Origin of the sequence: Streptomyces sp. NPDC001530, from assembly GCF_042894545.1 — a bacterium.
In the GTDB taxonomy this organism is placed as follows: Bacteria; Actinomycetota; Actinomycetes; order Streptomycetales; family Streptomycetaceae; genus Streptomyces.
The window spans coordinates 429,753-453,595 of sequence record NZ_JBIAVS010000003.1 but is presented as its reverse complement, the minus strand read 5'-3'; the positions used below and the strand labels follow the sequence as shown (position 1 = coordinate 453,595).

18 protein-coding genes are annotated in these 23,843 nt (G+C 71.7%); 15 read left to right on the top strand and 3 right to left on the bottom strand.

The features are described from left to right. Window positions 1-38 precede the first annotated feature (38 nt). The gene (locus ACFY0T_RS07590; protein ID WP_388865536.1) at window positions 39-482 is read right to left on the bottom strand and encodes a MarR family winged helix-turn-helix transcriptional regulator; all 444 of its coding nucleotides are present in this window, start codon (window positions 480-482) and stop codon (window positions 39-41) included. An 89-nt stretch (window positions 483-571) separates the two neighbouring features. Between ACFY0T_RS07590 and ACFY0T_RS07585 the strand changes: the two genes are divergently transcribed. The 5 genes from ACFY0T_RS07585 (at window position 572) to ACFY0T_RS07565 (ending at window position 6,131) form a co-directional block, all read left to right on the top strand. Beyond that, the gene (locus ACFY0T_RS07585) at window positions 572-1,489 is read left to right on the top strand and encodes a zinc-binding alcohol dehydrogenase family protein (RefSeq protein ID WP_388865534.1); all 918 of its coding nucleotides are present in this window, start codon (window positions 572-574) and stop codon (window positions 1,487-1,489) included. Window positions 1,490-1,766: 277 nt separating this feature from the next. Further along, entirely contained in the window at window positions 1,767-2,039 is a 273-nt protein-coding gene (locus tag ACFY0T_RS07580; RefSeq protein WP_388865532.1) for a hypothetical protein, read from the top strand. After that, on the top strand, window positions 2,036-2,791 hold the full coding sequence (locus ACFY0T_RS07575; RefSeq protein ID WP_388865531.1) for a collagen-like protein: 756 nt from the start codon (window positions 2,036-2,038) through the stop codon (window positions 2,789-2,791). Before ACFY0T_RS07580 ends, ACFY0T_RS07575 begins: the two co-directional genes overlap by 4 nt. Window positions 2,792-3,010: 219 nt before the next feature. Further along, window positions 3,011-4,882, top strand: a complete 1,872-nt coding sequence (locus tag ACFY0T_RS07570; protein ID WP_388865712.1) for an exo-alpha-sialidase — start codon at window positions 3,011-3,013, stop codon at window positions 4,880-4,882. 10 nt (window positions 4,883-4,892) lie between these two features. Continuing rightward, a complete protein-coding gene (locus ACFY0T_RS07565) occupies window positions 4,893-6,131 on the top strand; it encodes a DUF4185 domain-containing protein (RefSeq protein ID WP_388865529.1) in 1,239 nt (412 codons plus the stop codon). Here ACFY0T_RS07565 and ACFY0T_RS07560 read toward each other — a convergent pair. Further along, on the bottom strand, window positions 6,064-7,113 hold the full coding sequence (locus tag ACFY0T_RS07560) for a bile acid:sodium symporter family protein (RefSeq protein WP_388865527.1): 1,050 nt from the start codon (window positions 7,111-7,113) through the stop codon (window positions 6,064-6,066). The two genes, ACFY0T_RS07565 and ACFY0T_RS07560, sit on opposite strands and share 68 nt — an antisense overlap. Before the next feature lie 137 nt (window positions 7,114-7,250). Here ACFY0T_RS07560 and ACFY0T_RS07555 point away from each other — a divergent pair, with 137 nt between their 5' ends. Next, complete coding sequence (locus tag ACFY0T_RS07555) at window positions 7,251-8,132, top strand: LysR substrate-binding domain-containing protein (RefSeq protein ID WP_388865525.1); 882 nt, start codon at window positions 7,251-7,253, stop codon at window positions 8,130-8,132. 177 nt (window positions 8,133-8,309) lie between these two features. Then, entirely contained in the window at window positions 8,310-8,843 is a 534-nt protein-coding gene (locus ACFY0T_RS07550; protein ID WP_388865523.1) for a GNAT family N-acetyltransferase, read from the top strand. Window positions 8,844-8,900: 57 nt separating this feature from the next. Here ACFY0T_RS07550 and ACFY0T_RS07545 read toward each other — a convergent pair whose 3' ends face one another. Beyond that, window positions 8,901-9,881: an Lrp/AsnC family transcriptional regulator gene (locus tag ACFY0T_RS07545; RefSeq protein WP_388865521.1), complete on the bottom strand. Its 981-nt coding sequence runs from the start codon at window positions 9,879-9,881 to the stop codon at window positions 8,901-8,903. Window positions 9,882-9,993: 112 nt separating this feature from the next. Between ACFY0T_RS07545 and ACFY0T_RS07540 the strand changes: the two genes are divergently transcribed. The 8 genes from ACFY0T_RS07540 to ACFY0T_RS07505 all read left to right on the top strand — a co-directional run bounded on the left by ACFY0T_RS07540 (window position 9,994) and on the right by ACFY0T_RS07505 (window position 23,792). Next, window positions 9,994-11,478, top strand: a complete 1,485-nt coding sequence (locus tag ACFY0T_RS07540; RefSeq protein ID WP_388865519.1) for an MFS transporter — start codon at window positions 9,994-9,996, stop codon at window positions 11,476-11,478. A 355-nt stretch (window positions 11,479-11,833) separates the two neighbouring features. Then, window positions 11,834-13,660, top strand: coding sequence for an AMP-dependent synthetase/ligase (locus ACFY0T_RS07535; protein WP_388865517.1), 1,827 nt, complete (start codon window positions 11,834-11,836; stop codon window positions 13,658-13,660). A 133-nt stretch (window positions 13,661-13,793) separates the two neighbouring features. Then, window positions 13,794-15,050: an ABC transporter substrate-binding protein gene (locus ACFY0T_RS07530; RefSeq protein WP_388865515.1), complete on the top strand. Its 1,257-nt coding sequence runs from the start codon at window positions 13,794-13,796 to the stop codon at window positions 15,048-15,050. Window positions 15,051-15,072: 22 nt separating this feature from the next. Further along, the gene (locus ACFY0T_RS07525) at window positions 15,073-17,766 is read left to right on the top strand and encodes an ATP-binding cassette domain-containing protein (RefSeq protein WP_388865513.1); all 2,694 of its coding nucleotides are present in this window, start codon (window positions 15,073-15,075) and stop codon (window positions 17,764-17,766) included. Continuing rightward, entirely contained in the window at window positions 17,763-18,539 is a 777-nt protein-coding gene (locus tag ACFY0T_RS07520) for an ABC transporter ATP-binding protein (protein WP_388865510.1), read from the top strand. Before ACFY0T_RS07525 ends, ACFY0T_RS07520 begins: the two co-directional genes overlap by 4 nt. Window positions 18,540-18,682: 143 nt before the next feature. Next, window positions 18,683-18,994 carry a CU044_2847 family protein gene (locus ACFY0T_RS07515; RefSeq protein WP_388865508.1) on the top strand — a complete coding sequence of 104 codons (312 nt, stop codon included), beginning with the start codon at window positions 18,683-18,685 and terminating at the stop codon, window positions 18,992-18,994. Next, the gene (locus tag ACFY0T_RS07510) at window positions 18,991-19,806 is read left to right on the top strand and encodes a trypsin-like peptidase domain-containing protein (protein ID WP_388865506.1); all 816 of its coding nucleotides are present in this window, start codon (window positions 18,991-18,993) and stop codon (window positions 19,804-19,806) included. The genes ACFY0T_RS07515 and ACFY0T_RS07510 overlap by 4 nt, the downstream gene beginning before the upstream one ends. A 902-nt stretch (window positions 19,807-20,708) precedes the next feature. After that, window positions 20,709-23,792 (top strand): BTAD domain-containing putative transcriptional regulator, encoded by a 3,084-nt coding sequence (locus tag ACFY0T_RS07505; RefSeq protein ID WP_388865709.1) that lies wholly within the window; start codon window positions 20,709-20,711, stop codon window positions 23,790-23,792. The last annotated feature ends 51 nt before the right edge of the window (window positions 23,793-23,843 follow it).

Sequence of the window (23,843 nt, the reverse complement as noted above, 5' to 3'; positions counted from 1 at the left end):
GTCGGAGCAGCCCCGCGACGCCTCGACTCCGCGACGCCTCAACTCCGCGGCGGCTCCGTACCGGAAATCCGCGTCAACAGGCCCATGAACTGCTCCCGTTCGGCCGCCGAGAGTGGCGCCATCAGGGTGTCGTTCGCCTCGCGGGCGGCCGTTTCGCAGCGGTCCAGTAGACGGGCGCCCTCCTCGGTGAGGGACACGGCGTTCTTGCGGCGGTCCTTGGGGTCCGGTTCACGGACGACCAGAGCGGCGGACTGCAGGTCGTTGAGGATGCCGACCAGGTCCTTGGGGTCGAGCTGGATGCTGCGACCGAGCTCGGCCTGGGCGACCGGACCGAGGTCGGAGACGGCGGAGAGCACCACGTGGTGCCACATCTTCATGCCCTCGGCGGCCAGGGCCTCGGCGACGAGAGCGCGGCCACGGGCGGCGGCCCGGCCGAGGAGCCAGCTGGGGAGGGCGCGGATCGCGGGCAGCGGGGCGGACATGCCGCCAGGGTAGCGGATAACCGTTGGACATCCCAACGAATCGCCGGATACCGTTGGGGCTCCCAACGACTTTCGATCGCGGAGGTGCGATGCGTCGCGTCCGGTACGAGCACACTGGCGGCCCCCTGTTCCTGGAAGACGTCCCCGTACCCACCGCCGGACGCGGCGAGCTGCTCGTCCGCGGCGAGGCGATCGGTGTGACCCTGCCCGTCGTACGCAAGGTGACCGAGGCGGCCGAGCCGATCCCGCTCGGCGGTGAGATTGCCGGGGAGGTCGTCGCCGTCGGCGAAGGCCCCACCCGTTTCCGGACGGGCGACCGCGTGACCGGGCTCTGCTTCGGGCACGCGTACGCCGACTACGCGCTCCTGCACGAAGCCATGGCCTCACCCGTCCCGGAGAGTGCGAGTGCCGCCGACGCCGTAGCCCTCGTCCGCAGTGGTCTGGTCGCGCTCGGCGCCCTGACAGCGGCGCGCCCCGCACCCGGCGAGTCGGCGCTCGTCACGGGGGCGGCCGGCGGTGTCGGCCATCTCGCCGTCCAACTCGCCGGGCTGCGGGGCGCGTCGCGTGTCGTCGGCGCGGTGTCCGCGCCCGGCAAGGCGGAGTTCGTACGCGGGCTCGGCGCCGACGAGGTGATCACGTACGGCGCCGACAACTGGGGAACCCCTGTCGACTACGTCCTCGACGCGGTCGGCGGCGACCTGCTCACTCCGGCAGTCGCCGCGCTCGCCCCGGGCGGGCGGCTCGTCGCGTACAGCTCGGGCGGCGGGAGCGTCCAGGCGTACGACCTGCTGGCGGGCGCCAAGTCGGTGATCGGCTTCCAGATGGCACGGATCGCCCGCGGGGAACCGGAGTTGTACGAGCGGTGGCGGCAGGAACTGTGGCGGCTGTTCACGGACGGCGCGCTGAAGCCCGCCGTACACGGGGAGTTCGCGCTCGAGGACTCCGCGAAGGCGCACGAGGTGATCGAGTCACGGGGCAACCTCGGCAAGGTGATACTGCGACCCTGACCGTCCGACGGCCCAGCGGTACTGGATCCCTGACCGGTCGACGGCCCAGCGGTACTGGATCCCTGACGGATCACAGTGCGTCACTGCCCCCGCGACCGATCAGCGGCAAGGCGGCACAGCCTCCATGTCCGCCCGCCTGCGTCCATGACACTCCGTCACCACCCTTCCGGGGTACCGGACGCCGTACGCACATCCCCGCGCGCCCGGGCTCGTTACTCCTGGCGACTTCCAACGGGCCACGTCCGCGCGGCCCGTCGTCCAGGTAGGAGGCAGTTACTTGGATGCCGGCACCACCCTGCTCGGCTCGTTATTGGCCTGCGCGGGCGTGCTGGGCGCGGCCGTCGTGGCGTACTTGGGGAAGCGGGGCGAGAACGCCCTGAACGGTTACTCCAGTCTCACCGACAAGCTGCAGTCCGAGCGCGACCGCCTTGAACGCCAGGTCGCCGAACGCGACTCGCGCATCACCGAGTTGTCCTCGCTGCGCGCGGCGGACCAGTCGGAGATCGCCCGGCTGCGCCTCGACATCCACCGCCTAGGAGGTGCGCCGTGAACGGATTCCAGCGGCTGCTCGCCCTGCGCTGGCGCAGCATTTTCCTCGTCTGTGTGCTCATCGCGCTCTCCGGCGTCGCGGTGATCCTGTGGGCGCGCATCGACGCCGGGGACCGCAGGGCCGAGGAACTGCGCTCGGAGGCGGACCGGCGCGGCAAGGCGCTGTCCACGCTGGCGGACGATGTGCGCGCGCTGCGCGCCCAGGTGGAGGCCGGCGGTGGCACCCCGGCGGCTCCGGACCCCTCCGAGGCCGTGGACCACCTGGTCGACCGGGTGCGCGTGCCCGCCGGATCGCCCGGAGCTCCGGGCGCCAAGGGCGATCGCGGCGCGGGCGGGAAAGCGGGTGCCGCCGGGGAGCGCGGGCCGCGGGGCGAGCCCGGTCCCCCTGGACCGTCCGGCTCGCCCGGCGCTTCGGGAGTGCCGGGTACGGATGGCTCCCCGGGCCCGGCGGGGCCGCCCGGCCCCCAGGGCGAACAGGGCGAACAGGGCTACCAGGGCCAACCGGGGGCCGCCGGCCTGTCGGGCGCGAACGGAGACAAGGGCGATAAGGGAGACAAGGGAGATCCCGGACCGGAAGGCCCCAAGGGCGACCCCGGCCCCACCTGTCCGGACGGCTACACGCTCCAGGCCCCCGCGAACGACCCGGACGCCCTGGTCTGCCGCAGGAGTGGAGCGGTCCCGGAGCCAACTCCCCAGCCCACGGCCGTACTTCCGTTGCTGCCACCCCCGCGGCGTCGACGAGATCCGGCGTGAACATGACCGGTGCACGCTTCTTGTGGGGTGCCTGAGAGCCCAAGTAGCGTCTGTGCCGCGAACGTTGGACGTGGGATGTCCAGAGTATCCGGATTGCCCAGACGCATGAAGGGCAGGTCGCACATGCCGTCAAGTCTCCGCGCACGCTTGAGATCCACTCTCCCCACACGTCTGAGATCCACTCCGCACGCACGTCTGAGATCCACTCCGCACGCACGCCTGAGATCTGCTCCTCGCGCACGCCTGCGATCCACTCTCACCGCCGTTCTCACCACCGCGGCGCTGCTCGCGCTGCCGAGCCCGGCGGGAGCCGAACAGACGGCCGCGACAGGCGAGTTCGAGCAGCAGGTGCTCTTCAAGGCCTCCCAGGATCCCGGCTACGCCTGCTTCCGCATCCCGGCCGTCGTGAAGACGACCGAGGGCACGCTGCTGGCGTTCGCCGAGGGCCGCGTCCTCAACTGCGGTGACGCGGCCGACATAGACATCGTGGTCAAGCGCTCCACCGACGGCGGACGCACCTGGAGCCCCCTCCAGGTCGTCAACGACGGCGGCGGCGACACGCACGGCAACCCGGCGCCCATCGTGGACCGCGAGACCGGCCGCATCGTCCTGGCCGAGACGTACAACACGGGCCGTACGGACAGCGCGAGCTGCCAGGTGCCCTGCGACCGCACCCCGCACCTGCAGTACAGCGACGACGACGGCCTCACCTGGTCGCAGCCGCGCGACCTGAGCAACGAGATCCTCCCGCCGAACTGGAACTCCTGGTACGCGACCGGGCCCGTGCACGGCATCCAGCTGACCCGGGGCCGGCACGCGGGACGGCTCGTCTTCGGCGTCAACACCGAGACATGGAACGGCAGTCGGGTCACCGCGAACAACGCCGCGCTCATCACCAGCGACGACGGCGGCGACCACTGGGACATCGGCGCGACCGACTCGTGGCCGATCTCCGACGACGGCACCTTCCGCCAGAAGCCGTCCGAGATGACGCTCACGGAGCGCACCGACGGATCGGTTCTCGTCAGCGGGCGTGAGCAGGACGGCACCGACCTGGGCCATCGCACCCAGGCCGTCAGCCGCGACGGCGGCGACAGCTTCGTGGCCCCCTTCCGCGACATCCCGGACCTCTACACACCCCAGGTCCAGGGTTCCTCGCTCCGTCTCGGCGACCGGATCCTGCTGTCCTGCCCCGGCGACCCGGACCGCCGCCGGACCATGATGATCCGCTCCTCGTACGACGGCGGACGCACCTGGGACAGCGTGGACCGCGGCACGGTCGTCACCACGGACTGGTCCGGGTACTCGGACATGGTCCGCGTCGACGGTGACACCGTGGGCCTGATGTACGAGGGCGGCGCAGTCGACGCACGCGACGAGATCCGCTTCGCCCGCTTCACCGAGGACTGGCTGAAGCCGCGCCGGGGCCCGGACCCGACGACAGCCGATCTCGCCCCGCACACCCAGCGGGCCGCGGTCCTCGGCGGTGCCGAGGAGACGGAGGGCGTGTTCGGCGGCGCGCTCGCCTTCGACGGCATCGACGACGCCGTACGACTGCCGTATCAGGACCAACTCCCGCTCGGGACGAAGGACTTCACAGCGTCCTTGTGGTTCCGCTACACCGCCACCACCGGTGAGCAGCCGCTGCTGTGGATGGGCGGGATCGGGACGTCGCAGCCGCAGGTGTGGCTGCGCGGCGAGCCCGCGTCCAACCGGATCACCGGACTGATCACCACCAGGAACGGCGCGGCGGCCCCGAGGTCGGCGTCCGTGCGCACCACGGGCGCGTACAACGACGGCCAGTGGCACCTTCTGGCGCTGCGCCGTGGCGGCGGGCAGCTCACGCTGTTCATCGACGGTACGACGGTCAGCACCCCGGACGTGCCCGGATCGGTCAGCCGCAACTCGCCGTTCGGGGTGCACATCGGTCAACGGATGGACAGCCGGGCGTACTTCACGGGGGCGATCGACGACGTTCGGGTCTACGACCGGGCGCTGGGCGACGACGAGCTGGCCGCGGCGCCCTCGCGGAACGTGACCCGGGACACCGTCCTGTGGCTGCCCATGGACCATGTGAGCGGAGACCACTAACGTCCCGTCCGTGCCCGACGACGCACGAGCACGACGACAGAACGGGACCGGGCTCGGCATCCTGCTGGCCCTGGTCTGCGCGGCCGTGCTGCTCACCGCCCTCCCGGACCACGACCGGGAGGGCGGCGGCACGTGCACGGCTCGTACGCTCAGGTCCTGGACCGCCGACGCGAAGCTGACCGGCGAGTTCGCCCGGTACGGCGACGACGCCACACGCGCCGACGACTGGACCGGCGGCGACGGCACCCACTCGGTGCGACTGCCGGACGGGCGGGTGCTGTGGCTGTTCTCGGACACCTATCTGGGCCTGGTGCACGGGCCGCCCAACCCGGTCGGCGAGTCGTACGCCTGGCGTGACACGAGCGCGCCCCTCGTGCGCAACTCGGCTGTCGTGATGTCCCGCGAGGGCCGTCTGCGGACGACACTTCCCGCGCCAGTGTTCCCGGACCCGGGACCGCAGCAGTGGCGCTGGCCGGTCGCGGCCCGCGTCGAGCCCCGCTCCCCCGGCTCCTCGCAGAAGGTCGTCCGCGTCCTGCTGTGGACCCGCGCGGCGGGCCAGGCCCCCTGGATCTACGGAGTGCCCACCGCCACCGAGGTCGCCACGCTCTCGCTGCCCGATCTGCGCCTCGAAGGCATCACCACGGTCCTGGACCAGCGTGCGGTCGCCGACGCCTCCCAGCGCGTGCTGTTCGGCACCTCGGTGGTCGACGTCGACGAGTGGACGTACGTCTTCGGCGGCGACGACGGGCAGGCCGCCTCGCACCCCGTCTCGAAGGCGTACGTCGCGCGCGTGCCGCGCGGCAGGCTCGCCGAGCCGGGGGCCTGGGAGTACTGGGACGGTTCGGGGTGGTCGGTGCGGGCGCGGCCGGCGCCGGTGCTCGGGGACGGGCAGCGCAAGGGTGTGGGCAGCGCGTTCACGGTGGTGCGCGACGGTGGCACCTACGTGCTGTTCACGATGGCGGCCGGTACGGCGGGCCTGACGACGATCACCTCGTACTGGGCGTGTTCGCCGACCGGCCCCTGGCACGGGCCCACCCGGAGCTTCAGCCCGTCGCTGCCCCAGGGCGACGTGGCGGCGTACAACCCGCAGGCGCATCCGGAGCTGAGCGACGGCGACCGGATCGTGCTCAGCTACGACGTCAACTGGCTGGACGCGACGGGCGCCACGGCGCAGGCGAACATCAGTCGGAACGTGTCCCTGTACCGACCGCGATTCGTGACTCTGCGACTGGCGGAACCGGGGTCGTAGCGGTCTCGGCCGCCTCGGGGTCGTGGGCGCGGCGCTTGGCGATCACCGCGCACACCATGAGCTGCATCTGGTGGAAGAGCATCAGCGGCAGCACGGCGAGCGAGGCGTGCGCGCCGAACAGCACGCTGGCCATGGGGAGTCCGGAGGCGAGGGACTTCTTCGACCCGGCGAACTGGATCGCGATCCGGTCCTCCCGGTTGAAGCGCAGGGCCTTCGCCCCGTACCAGGTGAGCGCGAGCATCACGGCGAGCAGCGCGGCCTCGACGACCAGGAGACCGGCCAGCCGGACGGGGCTCACCTGGTGCCAGATGCCCTGGACCATGCCCTCGCTGAACGCGGTGTAGACGACGAGCAGGATCGAGCCGCGGTCGACGTATCCGAGGACCCTCTTGTGCCGTGCGATGAACCCGCCGATCCACCGGCGCAGCACCTGCCCGGCGACGAACGGCACCAGCAGCTGCAGCACGATCTTGACCAGCGAGTCCGCGGAGAACCCGCCGCCGCTGTTGCCGAGCAGGGCCGCCGCGAGGAGCGGGGTGATGACGATGCCCGCCAGCGAGGAGAAGGAGCCCGCGCAGATCGCGGCGGGCACATTGCCACGCGCTATCGAGGTGAACGCGATCGACGACTGGATGGTCGACGGAACGAGCGTGAGGAAGAGGAGGCCGGTGTAGAGGTTGTGCGTCAGGAACACCGGCTCAAGGCCACGCGCGGCCAGGCCGAGCAGCGGGAAGACCACGAAGGTGCAGGCCAGGACCGTGCCGTGGAGCCGCCAGTGCTTGAGCCCCTCCAGCGCCTCGCGGGTGGACAGACGCGCCCCGTAGAGGAAGAACAGGAAGGCGATAGCGGCCGTGGACGCGCCCGACGCGACGTCGGCGCCCGTACCCCGCGCCGGGAAGAGGGCCGCGAGGCCCACCGTCCCGAGCAACAGCAGGATGTACGGGTCGATCGGCATCCAACTCGGCCACTGCAGGCGTTTCACGGTGCTCCACTGCTCGGTTGTCGTAGACGGTCGACTCGGGTCAGGTCGTGCCCTCTCCATCGTCCTCTTCCGGCCCGCGATCGGGAATCCTTCATACCGCTCTGACTGTCATCACGATCCGCGATAATCTGAGGCCCATGTACGACCCGTCCCAGTTGCGTACGTTCCTGGCGGTGGCCCAGACCCTCAGCTTCACCCAGGCCGCCCGGCGCCTCGGGCTGCGCCAGTCCACCGTCAGCCAGCACGTACGCCGGCTCGAGGACGCCACCGGACGTCAGCTCTTCTCCCGGGACACGCACTCCGTGGAGCTCACGGAGGACGGCGAGGCGATGCTCGGCTTCGCGCGCCGGATCCTGGAGGTGCAGGAGCAGGCGACGGCGTTCTTCACCGGGACGCGGCTGCGCGGCCGGCTGCGCTTCGGGGCGTCCGAGGACTTCGTCCTCACCCGGCTGCCGGAGATCCTGGAGGGCTTCCGGTACGACCATCCCGAGGTGGACCTGGAGCTGACGGTCGAGCTGTCCGGCACGCTCCACGAGCAGCTCGCGGCGGGCAAGCTCGACCTGGTGCTGGCGAAGCGGCGGCCCGAGGACCCGCGCGGCGAGCTCGTCTGGCACGACCGCCTGGTGTGGATCGGCGCGGAACGCCTGCGCCTCGACCCCGACCGCCCGGTCCCCCTGATCGTCTACCCACCCCCCGGGATCACCCGCGCCCTCGCCCTCGAAGCCCTGGAACGCCAGGGCCGCCCGTGGCGCATCGCCTGCACCAGCGGCAGCCTCAACGGCCTCATCGCGGCGGCCCGCGCGGGCCTCGGCGTGATGGCCCACTCACGGGGACTCGTCCCGCCGGGGCTGGTCCGCGTACCGGAGCGGGCGGGGCTTCCGGAGCTCGGCGAGGTCGACTTCGTGCTGGTGCACGGGCGGCGGCGGACGTCCGCGCAGGAGGCGGCGGACGCGCTGGCGGCGGCAATCCTGAGTGGCGGGGTCCGGCTGCACCGGGGACCGACGGGACCGCGAAGCTAGGGCGCTTCCTTTGGCATGGGACACCGGACTGTCCCGTGGCATGGGACACCGGGTGGTCCCGCGCCGCCTCATCACGCCCTCCACAGGGGAGATCTTGATGCCTCAACGCCAGGCAGCCAGGGGGCTGACGCCCGATGCGGTGAGCGCGGGAAGGAAGCAAAAGGGCAGGATGGAGCCATGAGCGAGATCCGCACCCCCCGTCTTCTCCTGCGCCGCTGGCTGGATGACGACCTCGTCCCCCTGTCCGAGATCCACGCCGATCCGGAGGTGATGCGCTGGGTCGGCGACGGTGCGCCGCGCTCCTTGGAAGAGACCGCCGCGGACATCGAGGCGTGGGAGGAGGAGTGGGACGAGGAGGGCTTCGGGATCTTCGCCGTCGAGCTCCTCGCATCCGGAGAGCTGGCCGGAGCGGTGGGCCTGTACGTTCCGGACTCCCCGCCCGAGGTCGCGGGCCAGGTGGCGATCGCCTGGCGGCTGGGGCGGCCGTTCTGGGGGCAGGGGTACGCGTCGGAGGCGGCGCAGGCCACGCTCGAGTTCGCTCTCCAGGACCGCGGTCTCGACCGGGTCGTCGCCGTATGCCGGGCAAGCGACACCGCGTCCGCGAACGTGCTGGACAAACTCGGTATGCGGGCGGAGAGCACGGCGCAGGACACGGATACGGGTCACGATCTGCGGGTGTACGGGATCGATCTCACGGAGTTCCAGGCCTAGGGCGCTCCCGCACGTTCCACCGGCGCACCTGCGCGAGCGCGGCAGCGCACCGGACGCCTAGCGTGCCGGCCTTGCGTAGGTGAGTTGCTTGACCCGGCGCAGGAACGGCGTCGTCTCGACGTACTGGACGCCTTCGAGGCGGCCGATTCCCTCGCTGAGGTAGGCGTAGAGGCCGGCCGTGTCGCGCGCGACGGCGGTCACCACGAGGTTGGAGGGGCCCGCGGTCGCGGAGGCGAAGGCGATCTCGTCATGGGTGGCGAGGGCCTCGCCGACGGAATGGAGGGCTGCCGGGGCGGCCGTGATCCACAGGCAGGCGGCGAGGGGGTAGCCGAGGATCTCGGAGTGGTACTCGGTGTCGATGTACACGGCGCCGGAGGCGATCAGCCCGGCCAGCCGGCGCTTGACCGCGGACTCGGAACGGCCGGTGGCCCGTTGGAGCTCGGGGTAGGTGGCGCGTCCGTCGCGTTCGAGGGCGGCGACCAGCGGTTCGTCCTCGGGGTCGATCCGGGCGAGGCCGGTGATGCCCGGCGGCTCGGGGCGCAGCACGGCGATCTGATCGTCCGTCAGCACGGTGAACTTGCCGAGCCAGCCGTTGGGTCCGCCGAAGAAGCGGTGCAGCAGCTGGTGGGCGCGGATCTCCATGATGCTCGGGGTGCGCGGGAGCTTGCCGAGCAGCAGTTCGTCGTGGTCATCGGGGCTGCGGGGGCGCGTCATACAGACCACCTCGGTACCGCCCGAGGCGAGCCCGATCCAGGCGGTGTCGGGGCGCTTGGCCAGCGCGTCCGCGATCGCCCCCGCGTTGTCGGGCGCGCAGCGCAGCCGCAGCATCCAGTGGTCCTGGCCGAGCGCTTGGGCGTCGCGGACGGCGACGACGCGGAGCCCTCCCTCGGCGCACAGCCTGCGGTAGCGCCGCGCGATCGTCTGGTCGGAGACGCCCAGCACCGCCGCGATCCGGCTGAAGGGCGCGCGGCCGTCCAGTTCCAGCGCCGCCATCAGCTGGAGATCGAGCTTGTCGAAGGTGTTGGATTCCATCTCCATAGGGCCTGCTCCTGTCGGATTCCGTCGATCGAGCGTCCGTAGCGGCCGCGATCATCCAGCACGCCCCCATCGTACGGAGGCATACGCATCCGTGGCACAAGGAGTTGAGGACATGCGTACATGGGGGCCGCTCACGGCGGTGTGCCTGGGGACGTTCATGTTGTTGCTGGACGTGACGATCGCGATCGTCGCGCTCCCGGACATGGCACGGGCGCTGCACGCGTCGCTGAGTGATCTGCAGTGGGTGATCGACGGGTACGCGCTCGCGCTCGCCGCACTGCTGTTGGGGGTGGGAGCGGCGGCCGACATCCTCGGCCGGCGCCGGGTGCATGTGGCGGGTGTCGTGCTGTTCGCGGTGGCGTCGCTGCTGTGCGGGCTCGCGTCCGGGCCCGGGATGCTGGTGGCGGCGCGCGCCTTGCAGGGCGTGGGCGCGGCGGCGATGTTCGCGACGACGCTGCCGCTGCTCGGCTCGGTCTATCACGGGCGGCAGCGGTCGGCGGCGCTCGGTGTGTGGGGCGCGGTCAGCGGCAGCGCGGCGGCGGTCGGGCCGGTCCTCGGCGGGCTGCTCACCGAGGGGCCCGGCTGGCGGTGGATCTTCTTCGTGAACCTGCCGGTGAGCGTGGCGTCGGTGTGGCTGACGCTGCGGGTGGTGCCGGAGTCGCGCGGTCCGCGCGGAATGCGGATCGACTGGGCGGGCACGGCGGCGTTCGCGTGCTTCGCGGGGGCGACGACGTACGGGGTGGTGCGGGCCGGGTCCGACGGCTGGACGTCGGCGGTCACGACGGGCTCGTTCGTGCTCGCGGCGCTCGCGCTGGTCGCCTTCGTCCTCGTCGAGCGCCGGGTGGCGCATCCGCTGCTCGATCTGTCACTGCTGCGCAAGCCCGCGTTCGTGGGGGTGATGGTGGGCGCGCTCGCCTTCAACGGGGCGGCGTTCGGCGTCATCCCGTATCTCTCGATCTGGATGCAGACGGTGCTGGACATGAGCCCGGTGCGCGGCGGCCTCACGCTGCTGCCCCTGACGGGCGCGTCGGTGGTGGTCGCGATCCTCGCCGGGAAGCTGCTGCACGGGGTTCCGGCGCGGCTGACGATAGGCGGCGGGCTGCTGCTGATCGGCTCGGGCGTGTTCTGCCAGGCCGTGCTGGACGCGGGCGCGAGCTGGACGGTACTGGTGCCGGGCCTGGTGCTGGTGGGGATCGGCACCGGGCTCGTCTCCCCCGCCATCGCGGGCGCCGCGCTCGCCGCGGTTCCGCCGGAGCGGGCGGGCATGGCGGGCGGCGCGGTCAACACGGTCCGACAGCTCGGGTACGCGCTCGGGGTCGCCGCCTTCGGCACGGTGCTGACCTCCCGCATGCAGCACACCCTGTCGCACGACGCGGCCCACACGCTGGCGGGCGGTGGCGCCGGGGCGCTGCGCGGGGCGCTGTCCGAGCACACACTGCGGGCCGCCTTCGCGTCGGGGCTCAACACGGCGTCAGTGGCCGCGGGGGTGACGGGGATGATCGCCGGTGCGCTGGTACTGCTGTTGGTGCGGACACCGCGTCCTGTGACGAGCCCGGCCGGGGCACCGACCGAGAAGGTGGCGGCGCCTCGCGGGTGACGCGGGTGAGGGGCCGGTCCCGGGGCACCGGGGCCGGCTCGGCGGCCTCATGCGGAGGCGGTACGGCCTCCGTACGGGAGCCGTACCGGGTCCTCCGAGAGGCCGGAAACAGGCGCTCCACAACCGGTATTCGAAGCGCCGAGTGCCGTAGTCGGGTCGTACAGATTCCGTGGAGATTACAGGCCAGAAACTTACGGAACCGTAAGGGATTCTGTCCGGCCCTTCCCCTTGTGCGGGCATTTCCTCGACTGACCTGTGCATATGCGGCGGCCCCAGGCGCTCCGAGACCTCTCCCGTCCGACGGCCCGGTGGGGTAGCTTTCACGGCGCTGTGCGGAGCGCCACAAGGAGCGGGATTGCGCGAGTTCACCAACCCTCCGTTGGCGTCGGCGCCGCCGGTGGGCGGCCTGGCCGACGTCGTCTACGACTATGCCCAGGAAGACCCGCTGCACATCGCCCTCGGCCGCAAGGACGAGCGGGGGCAGTGGCGGGACGTGACGTCCGCCGAGTTCCGCGACGAGGTGCTCGCACTGGCCAAGGGCCTGCTCGCCCAGGGGATCCGGTTCGGGGACCGGGTCGCGATCATGTGCCGTACGCGCTACGAGTGGACGCTCTTCGACTTCGCGCTGTGGACGATCGGTGCCCAGGTCGTGCCCGTCTACCCCACGTCCTCCGCCGAGCAGGTCTTCTGGATGCTGCACGACGCCCAGGTGTCGGCCGTGATGGTGGAGCACGAGGACCACGCGATGACGATCGCCACGGTCGTCGACCGGCTGCCGCAGCTGCACAAACTGTGGCAGCTCGACGTAGGCGCCGTGCAGGAGCTCTACGAGGCGGGCGCACACATCGACGACGAGGTGGTGCACCGGCACCGGCGCGCGGTCACGCCCGAGTCGATCGCGACGATCATCTACACCTCCGGCACCACCGGGCGCCCCAAGGGCTGTGTCATCTCGCACGCCAACTTCATGTTCGAGGCGGACACCGTCATCGAACGCTGGGAGCCCGTCTTCCACTCCAAGCGCGGCGACGAGGCGGCCACCCTGCTGTTCCTGCCGCTCGCCCATGTCTTCGGACGGATGGTGCAGGTCGCCGCGATCCGCGGGAAGGTCAAGTTCGGCCACCAGCCGCAGCTGAACGCGGCGGCCCTGCTGCCGGACCTGGCCGCGTTCCAGCCGACCTTCTTCCTGGCCGTGCCGTACATCTTCGAGAAGGTCTTCAACGCGGCCCGCCGCAAGGCCGAGAAGGAGGGCAGGTCGGGCCCCTTCGAGAAGGCCGTCGAGGTCGCCGTGCGCTACGCGGACGCCGTCGAGGCGAAGGCCTGGGGCATCGGCCCCGGCCCCTCCGCGAGTCTGCGCATGCAGCACCAGCTCTTCGACAAGCTCGTCTACTCCAAGGTGCGCGCCGCGATGGGCGGCCGGGTCAAGCACGCGATGTCGGGCGGCTCGGCGATGGACCGGCGGCTCGGGCTGTTCTTCGCCGGCGCGGGCGTCTTCATCTACGAGGGGTACGGGCTCACCGAGTCCACGGCGGCCGCGACCGCCAACCCGCCCGAGCGCACCCGGTTCGGCACCGTCGGCCAGGCGATCCCCGGCACCACGGTGCACATCGCGGACGACGGCGAGATCTGGCTGCGCGGCGAGAACGTCTTCCAGGGCTACCTCAACAACCAGAAGGCCACTGACGCCACCCTGCACGACGGCTGGCTGGCCACCGGTGACCTGGGCTCCCTCGACGAGGACGGCTATCTCACCATCACCGGGCGCAAGAAGGAGATTCTGGTGACCTCCGGCGGCAAGAGCGTCTCGCCGGGGATCCTGGAGGAGCGCGTGCGCGACCATCCGCTGGTCGCCCAGTGCATCGTCGTCGGCAACGACCGGCCGTACATCGCGGCGCTGGTCACCCTCGACTCCGAGGCCGTCGAACACTGGCTCCAGATGCGCGGCAAGCCGCCGCTGTCCGCCGCCGAGCTGGTGCGCGACCCCGATCTGGAGACCGAGGTGCGACGCGCGGTGGTCGCCGCCAACACCTTGGTCTCGCAGGCCGAGTCGATCCGTACGTTCCGGATACTGGCCCACCAGTTCACCGAGGAGCACGGGCTGCTGACGCCTTCGCTGAAGCTGAAGCGGAAGGCGATCGAGAAGGCGTACTCGACGGAGGTCGAGGCGCTGTACCGGGCATAGGCCTCTCCGAAGCCCTCGACGCGCACGCACGGCCCCCACGCTTCTGACGGTTCGTCACTTACTGCCGCGTCAGATATTGACGGTCCGTCAGATCACACGCACACTTTCGGTCACCCGACGGAGGGGGACCGACGTGTCGCGACCGACCCGCACCATCACCGCCGCCGTGGCCGCGCTGCTGCTCGCCACCACCGCCTGCAACTCTGCTGCCAGCGGCGGCAGTTCGGACAAGGACGGAAGCTCCGTGCGCGGAGTGACCGACGAATCCATCAAGGTCGGCGGCATCGTCTCGATGACGACCGCCACGGGCTACTCCAAGAAGGACACCGACCTCGGCGCGAAGGCCCGCTTCGACCGGGGGAACGCGGAGGGCGGGATCAACGGCCGCAAGATCGACTATCTGGGCGCGGAGGACGACGGCCAGGATCCGGCGAAGAACCTCGCGGCTGCCCGCAAGCTCGTGCAGCAGGACAAGGTGTTCGCGATCGCGCCGATGAGTTCGACGACCTTCTCGGGGGCGGACTTCCTGCAACAGCAGAAGGTGCCGACCTTCGGCTGGGGCACCCTGCCCTCCTTCTGCGGGCCGACCTACATCTACGGTTTCGGCGGCTGCATGGTGCCGATGCCCGGCGGCACCATCTCGCAGACCTGGCCGGAGGGGCTCAAGCAGGTGACGGGCGGCTCGCAGGGCAAGTCCGTGGCGATCCTGGCCAACGACAGCGACGCCGGCACCTTCGCCATCCGCACCTACAAGCAGAGCTTCGCCTCGGCGGGCTACAAGGTGACGTTCGCGAAGTCGTCCGTGCCCGCGGGCGCCGTGCCGAGCGACTGGTCGGCGTACACGAAGGAGATCCTGCGCAGCAACGGCGGCAAGGCCCCCGACGCCGTGGTCTCGGTGATGCAGACCCCGTACAACATCGGACTGTTCACGGCGCTCAAGCGCACCGGATACGACGGCGTGCTCACCGATCCCACCGACTACGACCCGTCGCTGCTCGCGAAGAGCGCGACGAAGAAGGCGCTCTACGGGGTGCACATCCTGCTGTCGTTCCAGCCGTTCGAGCAGGACACTCCGGCGATGCGGCAGTTCAAGGAGGACATCAGGAAGGCGGCCGGGAAGGACGTCCCGCTCAATATGCACATGATGACCGGCTACATGAGCGCCGATCTCTTCCTCGCCATCGCCGCGAAGGCGGGCAAGGACCTGACGGTTGCCTCCTTCCAGAAGGCTGCGGGCGCCTTCTCCGACACGGGCACGATGGTCGGCGACCGCGCCGAACCCCGGGGGCGGAAGGAGTCGTTCGGCTGCGGGGCGCTCGTCCAGCTCAAGGGCGGGAAGTACGTCGTGTCGGCGCCCTTCAAGTGCTACTCACCCATTCCCTTCAAGTAGCGGCATGTGAAGGGGGCTTGGGATGTCGGACCTCTTGGGGTTCGTACTGAGCGGGCTGGTGTCCGGCGCGCTGTACGCCCTGCTCGCGACCGGTCTCGTGCTGTCCTACTCGGCCTCGGGACTGTTCAACTTCGCCCACGGCGCCACGGCCTACCTGTGCGCACTCGCCTTCTACGAGCTGCACTCGGGCCTCGGCTGGCCGGCCGTACCGACGGCCGTGCTGCTGGTGTGCGCGGTGGCGCCCGCGCTGGGCTGGGGCCTTGACCGGTTGATGTTCCGCAAACTGGCGCGCGTCGGTGAGACGGCCCAGATCGTCGCCACCATAGGGCTGTTGGTGGCGCTGCCCGCGCTGGGGCTGTGGATTGTGGAACTCCTCGAGGACGCGGGAGTGTCCGTCAAACCCGCCGAGAACCAGTTCGGGCTCCCCGGGGTCGGGCCGAGCCCGGCGAAGTCGTGGCAGCTGATGGACGGAGTCGGCGTCGACTCCGACCAGTTGATCACCTGGGTGGCGACCGCCGTGGTCGCCGTCGGGCTGTGGATCCTGATGCGGCACACGTCCCTCGGGCTCAGACTCCGGGCGGCGGTGGACAATCGCTCCCTCGTGGAACTGCGCGGCATGAGCGCGGACCGGCTGTCGTCGATCGCGTGGATGCTGTCGTCGGCGCTCGCCGGGCTCGCGGGGGTGCTCGCCACACCTCTTCTCGGCCTGTCCGCCCACGACTTCACGCTCTTCCTCTTCGTCTCGGCGACGGCCGCGGTCCTCGGCCGCTTCGCCTCGATCCCGCTCGCCTTCGCGGGCGGCCTGGGGCTCGGGGTGCTGCAGAACCTCGTCGCGGGGTACGCCACCTTCGCCGAGCGGATCACCGGTTTCCGTACGGCCGTTCCGTTCCTGATCCTCTTCGCCGGGCTGCTGGTGCTGACCCGGCGACAGCGGACGGCAGGCACGGCGGCCACGGACGCGCCGCCGGGCGACTACCTGGCGGGACGGCCGTGGGTACGGCGCTGGGGCCCGTGGACGGCCGCCGGGCTGCTGCTCGCCCTCGCCTTCTACACGGTCACGACCCCCTTCTGGAGCGGCATCCTCGCCCAAGGGCTCGCCCTCTCCCTGGTGTTCGTCTCGTTCACGGTGGTGACGGGGCTCGGCGCGATGGTGTCGCTGGCGCAGGCGACGTTCGTGACCGGTGCGGCGCTGGTGGCGGGGCTGCTGATGAGCCACGGCTGGCCGTTCGTGGCGGCCGCGGCGGTGGGGACCTGCGCGGCCGCCGTGCTGGGCGCCCTGGTGGCGCTTCCGGCGCTGCGGCTCGGCGGGCGCTCGCTCGCCCTCGCGACCCTGGCACTCGCCTTCCTCGCCGACCAAGTCCTCTTCCAGATGGGCTGGTTGAGGAACGGTGACACGGGCTGGGCGATCCCGCGACCCGTCTTCGGACCGGTGGACCTGGGCGACGACCGGGCGATGGGCGTGGCGATGATCCTGCTCGTCGCGCTGGTCGTGGCAGCGCTCAGCGCGCTGCGCCACTCGCCGTCCGGGCGCGCGATGCTCGCGGTCCGCTCGGCTCCGGCGGCGGCGATGGCGTCGGGCGTGTCGGTCATCCGCACCAAGCTCCTGCTGTTCACGCTGTCGGCGGGGCTCGCGGGCTTCGGCGGCGTGATGTACGCGTCGTACAGCACGCGCATCACCGCGACCGACTTCACGGCGATGACCGGGCTGATCTGGCTCGCGGTGGTCGTGGCGGCGGGCGTACGCCGTCCCCAGTTCGCCGTGGTCGCGGGGCTCGTCTACGCCGTCGTACCGCATCTGCTGTCGGACTACGTCACCCGGTCGGTCCATCTGCCGGTGATCCTGTTCGGCCTGGCGGGGCTGGCGCTGGCCAACGATCCGGACGGGTACGCGGCGGCGGTCTCCACCCGCCTGCACCGCAGGCGCGCGACGACGACACCGCGGACGCCGGTCGAGGCGCCCTCGCCGTCATCCCCCGAAGCGGCCCTCGAACTCCGCGCCGTGCGGGCGGGATACGACGGCGCCCCCGTCCTCCACGGCGTCGACCTCGCCGTCCGCCCCGGCGAGATCCTCGCTCTCCTCGGCCCGAACGGCGCCGGAAAGTCCACCACATGCCGCGTCGCCGCCGGGCTCCTGCCCCCGCTCACCGGCCGGGTGTACGTCGCCGGGCGCGACGCCACGCGCGAGCGGGCCGTCGGACGGTCCCGGGCGGGGGTGTTGCTGGCGCCCGAGGGACGCGGGCTCTTCCCGTCCCTCACCATCGAGGAGAACCTCGCCCTGCACCTGCGCGCGACGGACGAACGCGACGCCGTGTACGCGCGCTTCCCCGGCCTCGCGGCACGCCGCGACGTCCTCGCCGGCTCGCTGTCCGGCGGCGAACAGCAGATGCTCGCCCTCGCGCCGCTGCTCCAGCGGCCACCGGAGGTACTGATCGCGGACGAGCCCTCGCTCGGTCTCGCCCCACGCGTGGTCGAGGAGGTGTTCCGGCTGCTGACCGAACTGAAGGAGGCGGGGACCGCACTGCTGCTGGTCGAGGAGAAGGCCACCGAGGTCCTCGGGGTCGCGGACACGGTCGCGTATCTCACGCAGGGGCGGGTGACGTGGTGCGGTCCGCGCGCCGAGGTGGAGGCGGACCGGCTGACGGAGGCGTACTTGGGGATCGCGGCCTCCTCGACGGCAATGCCCCAGTCATCGACCAAGGGGGTTGGCCCGTCATGAACGCTCCCGTGCTCGAAGCCGTCGGCATCGGCGTCCGCTTCGGCGGTGTCCGCGCCCTCGACGGGGTGGACCTCGCCCTGCGCCCCGGCGAGGTGTGCGGGCTCATCGGCCCCAACGGCGCCGGAAAGACCACCCTCTTCGACGCGCTGTCGGGCATCCGCCGCCCCGACGAGGGCCGCATCCTCCTCGACGGCACCGACATCACACGCCGCTCCCCCGTCTGGCGCGCCCGTCACGGCATGCGCCGTACCTTCCAGCGGCAGCAGCTGTTCGGCCAGCTCACGGTGGCCGACAACCTGGTGGTGGCCCAGGAGTGGCGCGGCGGCGGGGGCGGCCTCGCGGCGGATCTGCTGGCCGCGCCGACCCGGCGGACGTACGAGAAGGAGCGCCGCGAGCGCGCGGCGGAGGTGCTGCGCTCCTGCGGGCTGGACGCACTGACCGGAGTCTTCGCCGGAGCGCTCCCGGTGGGACAGGCCCGCATGGTGGAACTGGCGCGCGCGGTGGCCGACCCGCCCCGGGTGCTGCTGCTGGACGAGCCCGCCTCCGGAATGACGGCTGGCGGGAGCCGCCAACTGGCCGCTGTTGTCCGCCACTTGGCGGATGAGGAGGGCTGCGCGGTCCTCCTCGTCGAGCACAACGTCGCCTTCGTCATGCGGCTGTGCACCCGCGTCGTCGTCCTCGACCTGGGCCGGGTGCTGGCCGAGGGGACGGCCGCGGAGGTGCACGCGGACCCGCGGGTGCGCGAGGCGTACCTGGGCACGGCAACCGTCTGAACAGGGTCGCCCGCACACAAGCCGGCTTACCGGGGCGGGACTTGTCCGCGGAAGCGGTCGCACCGCCCGAGCCGCGCGACTAGGCTCTCGCCGAGATCACGTACCACCGACGAAGGTGCCGGGCACACGGGGGAAGTACGGTCATGGCCGATGTCAGGGTCGAGACGGTCGCGCTCGACACAGCCAGGAACAGGCAGATCGCCAGCAGAACACGGGCGACGTCGTCCCTCGGCGAGCGCGCCGCCGAGATCGAGGAGGCGATCGTCCAGGCCTCCTCCATCGCCCAGCAGTCCTTGGCGCAGGTCCCCGAGCGCGACGGCTGGCGGATCACCAGCCTGGACGTCACCTTCGGTCTGACCCTCGCGGCCGAGGCCGGGGTCATCCTGTCCAAGGCTTCCGCGGAGGCCTCGTTCGAGGTCACCCTCACCGTGGAGCGCACCCCGGGGAACCCGTGACGGGCACGGGCTACTGGGTCGACCTCTACCAAGCTCAGCAGCGCCTGGGCGGCGGCTTCCTGCTCACCCGCCGGTTCGTGCTCACCGCACTGCACTGTCTGCGCGGCCTGTCGCTCGACGAAAGCGTCGGCATCGAACTGGCCGACGGGGAGCGGGTCGAGGGCCGCGTCTGCCGCCAGGACAAGGAAGCCGATCTGGCCCTCGTCGAGATCGGCGCCGGGCACCAGGTCACCCTGCCGATCCCCGCGGCCGACGTCGCCCGCGACGGGGACCGCTGGCGCGGCCCCTACCGGCCCGCCACGCACGACGTACACCTCAGCGGCCGGGTCAGCGCCGGGGCCGCACAGCATCTCTGCGTCGGGGGCGCGACCATCGAAGCGCTGCAGCTCACGGCGGACCAGCATCTCGGCGACTACTCCGGCTACTCGGGAGGGCCGGTCGAGGGGGTGGGGGACGACGGCACCCGGCAGCCCGCGGTCGTCGGCATCCTCATCGAGCAGGCCCCCGACCGGGCTGCCGAGGCCCGCGCCGCCAACGTGCTCTTCGCCGCCACCATCGGGGAGGCGATCCGCCGCTTCGACCACCTCGATGTCGTCCACCTCATCGACGTGCTCAGGCCGCCAGCCCCGGACCGCGACCACCCCGTCCAGGACGGCGCGACGCCCGCCCGGTTCGTGGGCACGGAGGCGCTCCTGCTCCAGCTCGACGCATGGGCGCAGCGCAGCCTCATTGATCCGTCCCAGATCGCCGAGCTCAAGTTCATGGCCGTGAAAGCGCTCATCGACGGCGAGGGGAATGGGGGCGGCGCATGAACGACGTCTGGCAGGAAGCGATCTCCCACGCCGCCCGCGCACTGCGGGGCGAGAGCGCGGCCGCCGTACGGACCACCCGCGCCGTCGAACGGCTGCGTGCGGACGACCGCGTGCTGCACCATCCGGCCCTGAGCCGCGACTTGGCGCGCCTCACCGCACTGCTCGACGGCCTCGGTCTGCAGAGTGCGTCGCAGGCGCTCCTCCAGCATGTGGCGTCCCGGCTGGCGTGGGACACCGACGGGCTGAACCTCGACAGCGCCTCGCGCAACCAGCTGGCGGTGACGCTGGCCGATCGCGGGTATCTTGCCGCCGCCGCGACGGTACTGTCCTCGGCGTTGCAGTTCGACCCGGGCGGCAGCGCTGCGACCACGAGGAAGCTGGCCAATCTCGCGGCGCTCAAGATCCGGCTGGGTGATGTCGAGGGTGCCGCGGAGGCGGCCGCGCAGGCCCGGGAGCGGCTGGCCGCGGTCGACAACACCGAGGAGGAGTTGGACGTACGCCTTCTGGTGACCTCCGTCCTGACGGCGACGGCGCGGCAGCAGGGGCGGCACGACGACGCGGACGCGTTGCTGGACGACCTCGAAAGCGCCGTCCGCCGTCTGGTGGGCCTGCTCGGCGGCGAACACCCGCAGTCCCTGTCTGCGCTGGTGGCCCTGGCCACCGCGGAGTTCGAGTCCGCGCGGGCCGCCGGAGACCGTGATCGGATGGGACGCGCCGCGGACGTGCTGGCCGTCGCCTCGCAGAAAGCCGCCGCGGCCGTGGGGGCGCACCATCCGCAGACGGTCGCCGCGCTGCTCAGCCTCGCCGCCGTCGAGGGCGAAGGAGCCCGCGATGCTCAGGACCACCGCCGTGCCGCCGAGGTCAGGGCCCTGTTCGCGGAGGCCGCGCGGCGCGCGGACGTCATGCGGCGGGGGGTCCAGCGGGCACCCCGGAAGGCGATCCCGGTACCCGAGCCCGGAGGGCCTCGGGTACCGGAGCACCGGCGACCGGCGCCGCAGCCCTTCACCGACGGGCCCGTCCTCCCGGACAGCGTGCGAGGCCAGGGCGACGAGGGCACGCCGGCACTGCGCTTCAGCGTGCTCGGCCCTGTTCGGGCGTGGCGCGGCGCCGAGGCTCTGAACACGGGCTCTCCGCAGCAACGGTCCCTGCTCGCCGCCCTGTTGCTGCGCGAGGGCCGCACCGCCACGGCCGCCGAACTGATCGACGCGCTGTGGGGCGACGAGCCTCCGTCGCAGGCCCTCGCCGCCGTTCGTACGTATGCGTCGCGGCTCCGCAAGGTGCTCGACCCCGGCTTGCTGGTCAGCGAGTCCGGCGGCTATGCGCTGCGCACCCAGCCGGGATCCCTCGACGTGGCCCAAGCGGAAGACCTCGCGGCGCAGGCGGAGAGGCTCCGAGCGGCCGGCGACCTGGCGCAGGCTCGGGACACGTTCAACAAGGCCCTGGCGCTCTGGGACGGGGAACCCCTGGCAGGCGCTTCGGGTCCGTATGCCGAAGCAGAGCGCATGAGGCTGGAGACGTGGCGGCTGCAACTCGCCGAGATGCGCCTCGACTTGGACCTGGAACTCGGCGGTCACGCCGAGGCCGTCTCGGAGCTCACCGCGCTGACCGCCGCCCACCCGCTGCGGGAGCGCCTGCGCGAGCTGCTCATGCTCGCCCTGTACCGAAGCGGACGCCAGGCCGAGGCGTTGGCCGTGTACGCGGACACCCGACGCCTGCTCGCCGCCGAGCTCGGCGTGGACCCGCACCCTGGCCTGCGCGACTTGCAGCAGCGGATCCTTGCCGCCGACCAGAGCCTTGAGGACGTGGCCGCGCCGCGCCGCGAAGCGACATCGATCGTCGTGCGGCCCTCGCAACTGCCCGCCACAGTCCCCGACTTCACAGGCCGCGCCGCCTTCGTGCGCGAACTCATTGAACTCCTCCCCGACTCCCCTGGTGCCGTCTTGGCCATCTCCGCCTTGGCGGGCATCGGAGGTGTCGGCAAAACCACCCTCGCCGTGCACGTCGCGCACCAGGCGCGCCAGAGCTTCCCGGACGGCCAGTTGTACGTGGACCTGCAAGGGACCGGGGCCCGGGCGGCGGAGCCCGAGACGGTCCTCGGCTCCTTCCTGCGCGCTCTGGGCATGGAGGACTCGGCGATCCCCGACTCGCTGGAGGAACGCTCGGCGCTGTACCGCTCGGTCCTGAACGACCGCCGGGTGCTGGTGCTCCTGGACAACGCCCGGGACGCCGCCCAGGTACGGCCGTTGATCCCCAGCACTCCCGGGTGCGCCACACTCGTCACCAGCCGCGTCCGCATGGTGGATCTGGCCGGGGCCCATCTCGTGGACCTCGATGTGATGAGCCCGGACGAGGCGTTGCAACTGTTCACCAGGATCGTGGGGGCCGAGCGCGTCGACGCCGAACGCCATGCCGCCCTCGACGTGGTCGCCGCCTGCGGTTTCCTTCCGCTCGCGATCCGGATCGCGGCCTCGCGCCTCGCGGCCCGCCGTACCTGGACCGTGTCCGTGCTCGCCGCCAAACTCTCCGACGAACGCCGCCGCCTCGACGAACTGCAGGCCGGGGATCTCGCGGTCAAGGCGACCTTCGAGATGGGGTACGGGCAGCTGGATCCGGCGCAGGCGCGCGCGTTTCGTCTCGTCGGCCTCGCCGACGGACCGGACATCTCTCTCGCCGCGGCCGCCGCCATGCTCGACCAGCTGCCCGAGGAGACGGAGGACATCTTCGAAGCGCTCGTCGACACCGGCTTCCTGGAGGCCGCGGCACCGGGCCGCTACCGCTACCACGACCTCACCAGGCTGTACGCCCGCGCCTGTGCAGAGCGGGACGAACAACCCCCCAGCGAACGGGGGGCGGCACTGACCCGCCTGCTCGACTTCTACCTGGCCACCGCGACCGGGGTGTACGCGGTGGAGCATCCCGGTGACCGCAGCGTGGAGCATCTGGAACCCGCCCGGTATCCCGGCGTCGAGTTCTCCTATCTCGACGACGCCAGGCGCTGGCTGGCCTCCGAGGCGCAGTGCATCCTGTCCTGCGCCCGCCAGCTCGCCCACGGCTCCGAACTGCGCAGGTCGATCGATCTGTTGTGGAGCGTGAAGGACATCGTGGGGTCCGGGAACTTCCGCCAGTACCAGGACACGGCGGCCGCGGCGCAGCGTGCCGCGCGCGAGGCTCGGGACGCCCAGGCGGAGGGCCGTGCATGCGCCGCGCTCACCGCGGTCCATCTCACGGCGGGGAACCTGCGGGAGGCCGACGCGGAGGCGCAGCGCGCGCTGGCGCTGGCCGTGGCGATCGACGATCCCGTGACCAGCGCCTGGGTGCCGTACGACCGTGGTGTCATCGCGCTCCAGGAGCGCAGGTACACGGAGGCGGACCGGTGTCTGCGGGAGGCCCTGTCGCGGTTCCGTGAGGACGAGAACCCGTTCGGTGTGGCCAGTGCGCTGTGCCAGCTGTCCCATGTGGAGGCGAGTCTGCGCAATGTCCGCAGCGCGGTGGCGCTCGCCGAGGAGGCCATCGAGCGGCTCGGCTCCGAGGCCGCCACGCTCGCGCTCGCCGAGTCGCGCTACGCGCTGGGGCTCGCGCTGTCCGCGGCGGGACAGATTCCCGAGGCCCTGGAGCAGTTGGACCAGGCGCTGGGGATCTACGAGGAGTGCGGACAGGCCCTCGGGGAGGGCATGGCGCGCTTCCGGCGGGCCGAGATACATCTCGGCGCGGGCCGGCCCGCCTCCGCGGCCGCGGAGGCGGAGCAGGCACTCGCCGTGCTGGGCCGGGTGGGAGGTGCCCGGCGCAGGGCCGACGTGCTGATCGTGCTGGGTGACGCCATGGAGGAGCGGGGTGAGTCCGCGCGCGCCCGTACCTGCTGGGCCGAAGCCCTCGCGATGTACGAGCAGCTGTCCAGAGCCGAGAGAAACGAGGTCCGGCCCCGGCTGCTCGCCCGGCTGGACGGCCGTACCGCGGACGAGGAGGCAGGTCGCCTCACGGGGACCTGATCCACCCCGCCCGCGGTTGGCCGCGTATCGCGCTGATCGGCGCGTCTGCGG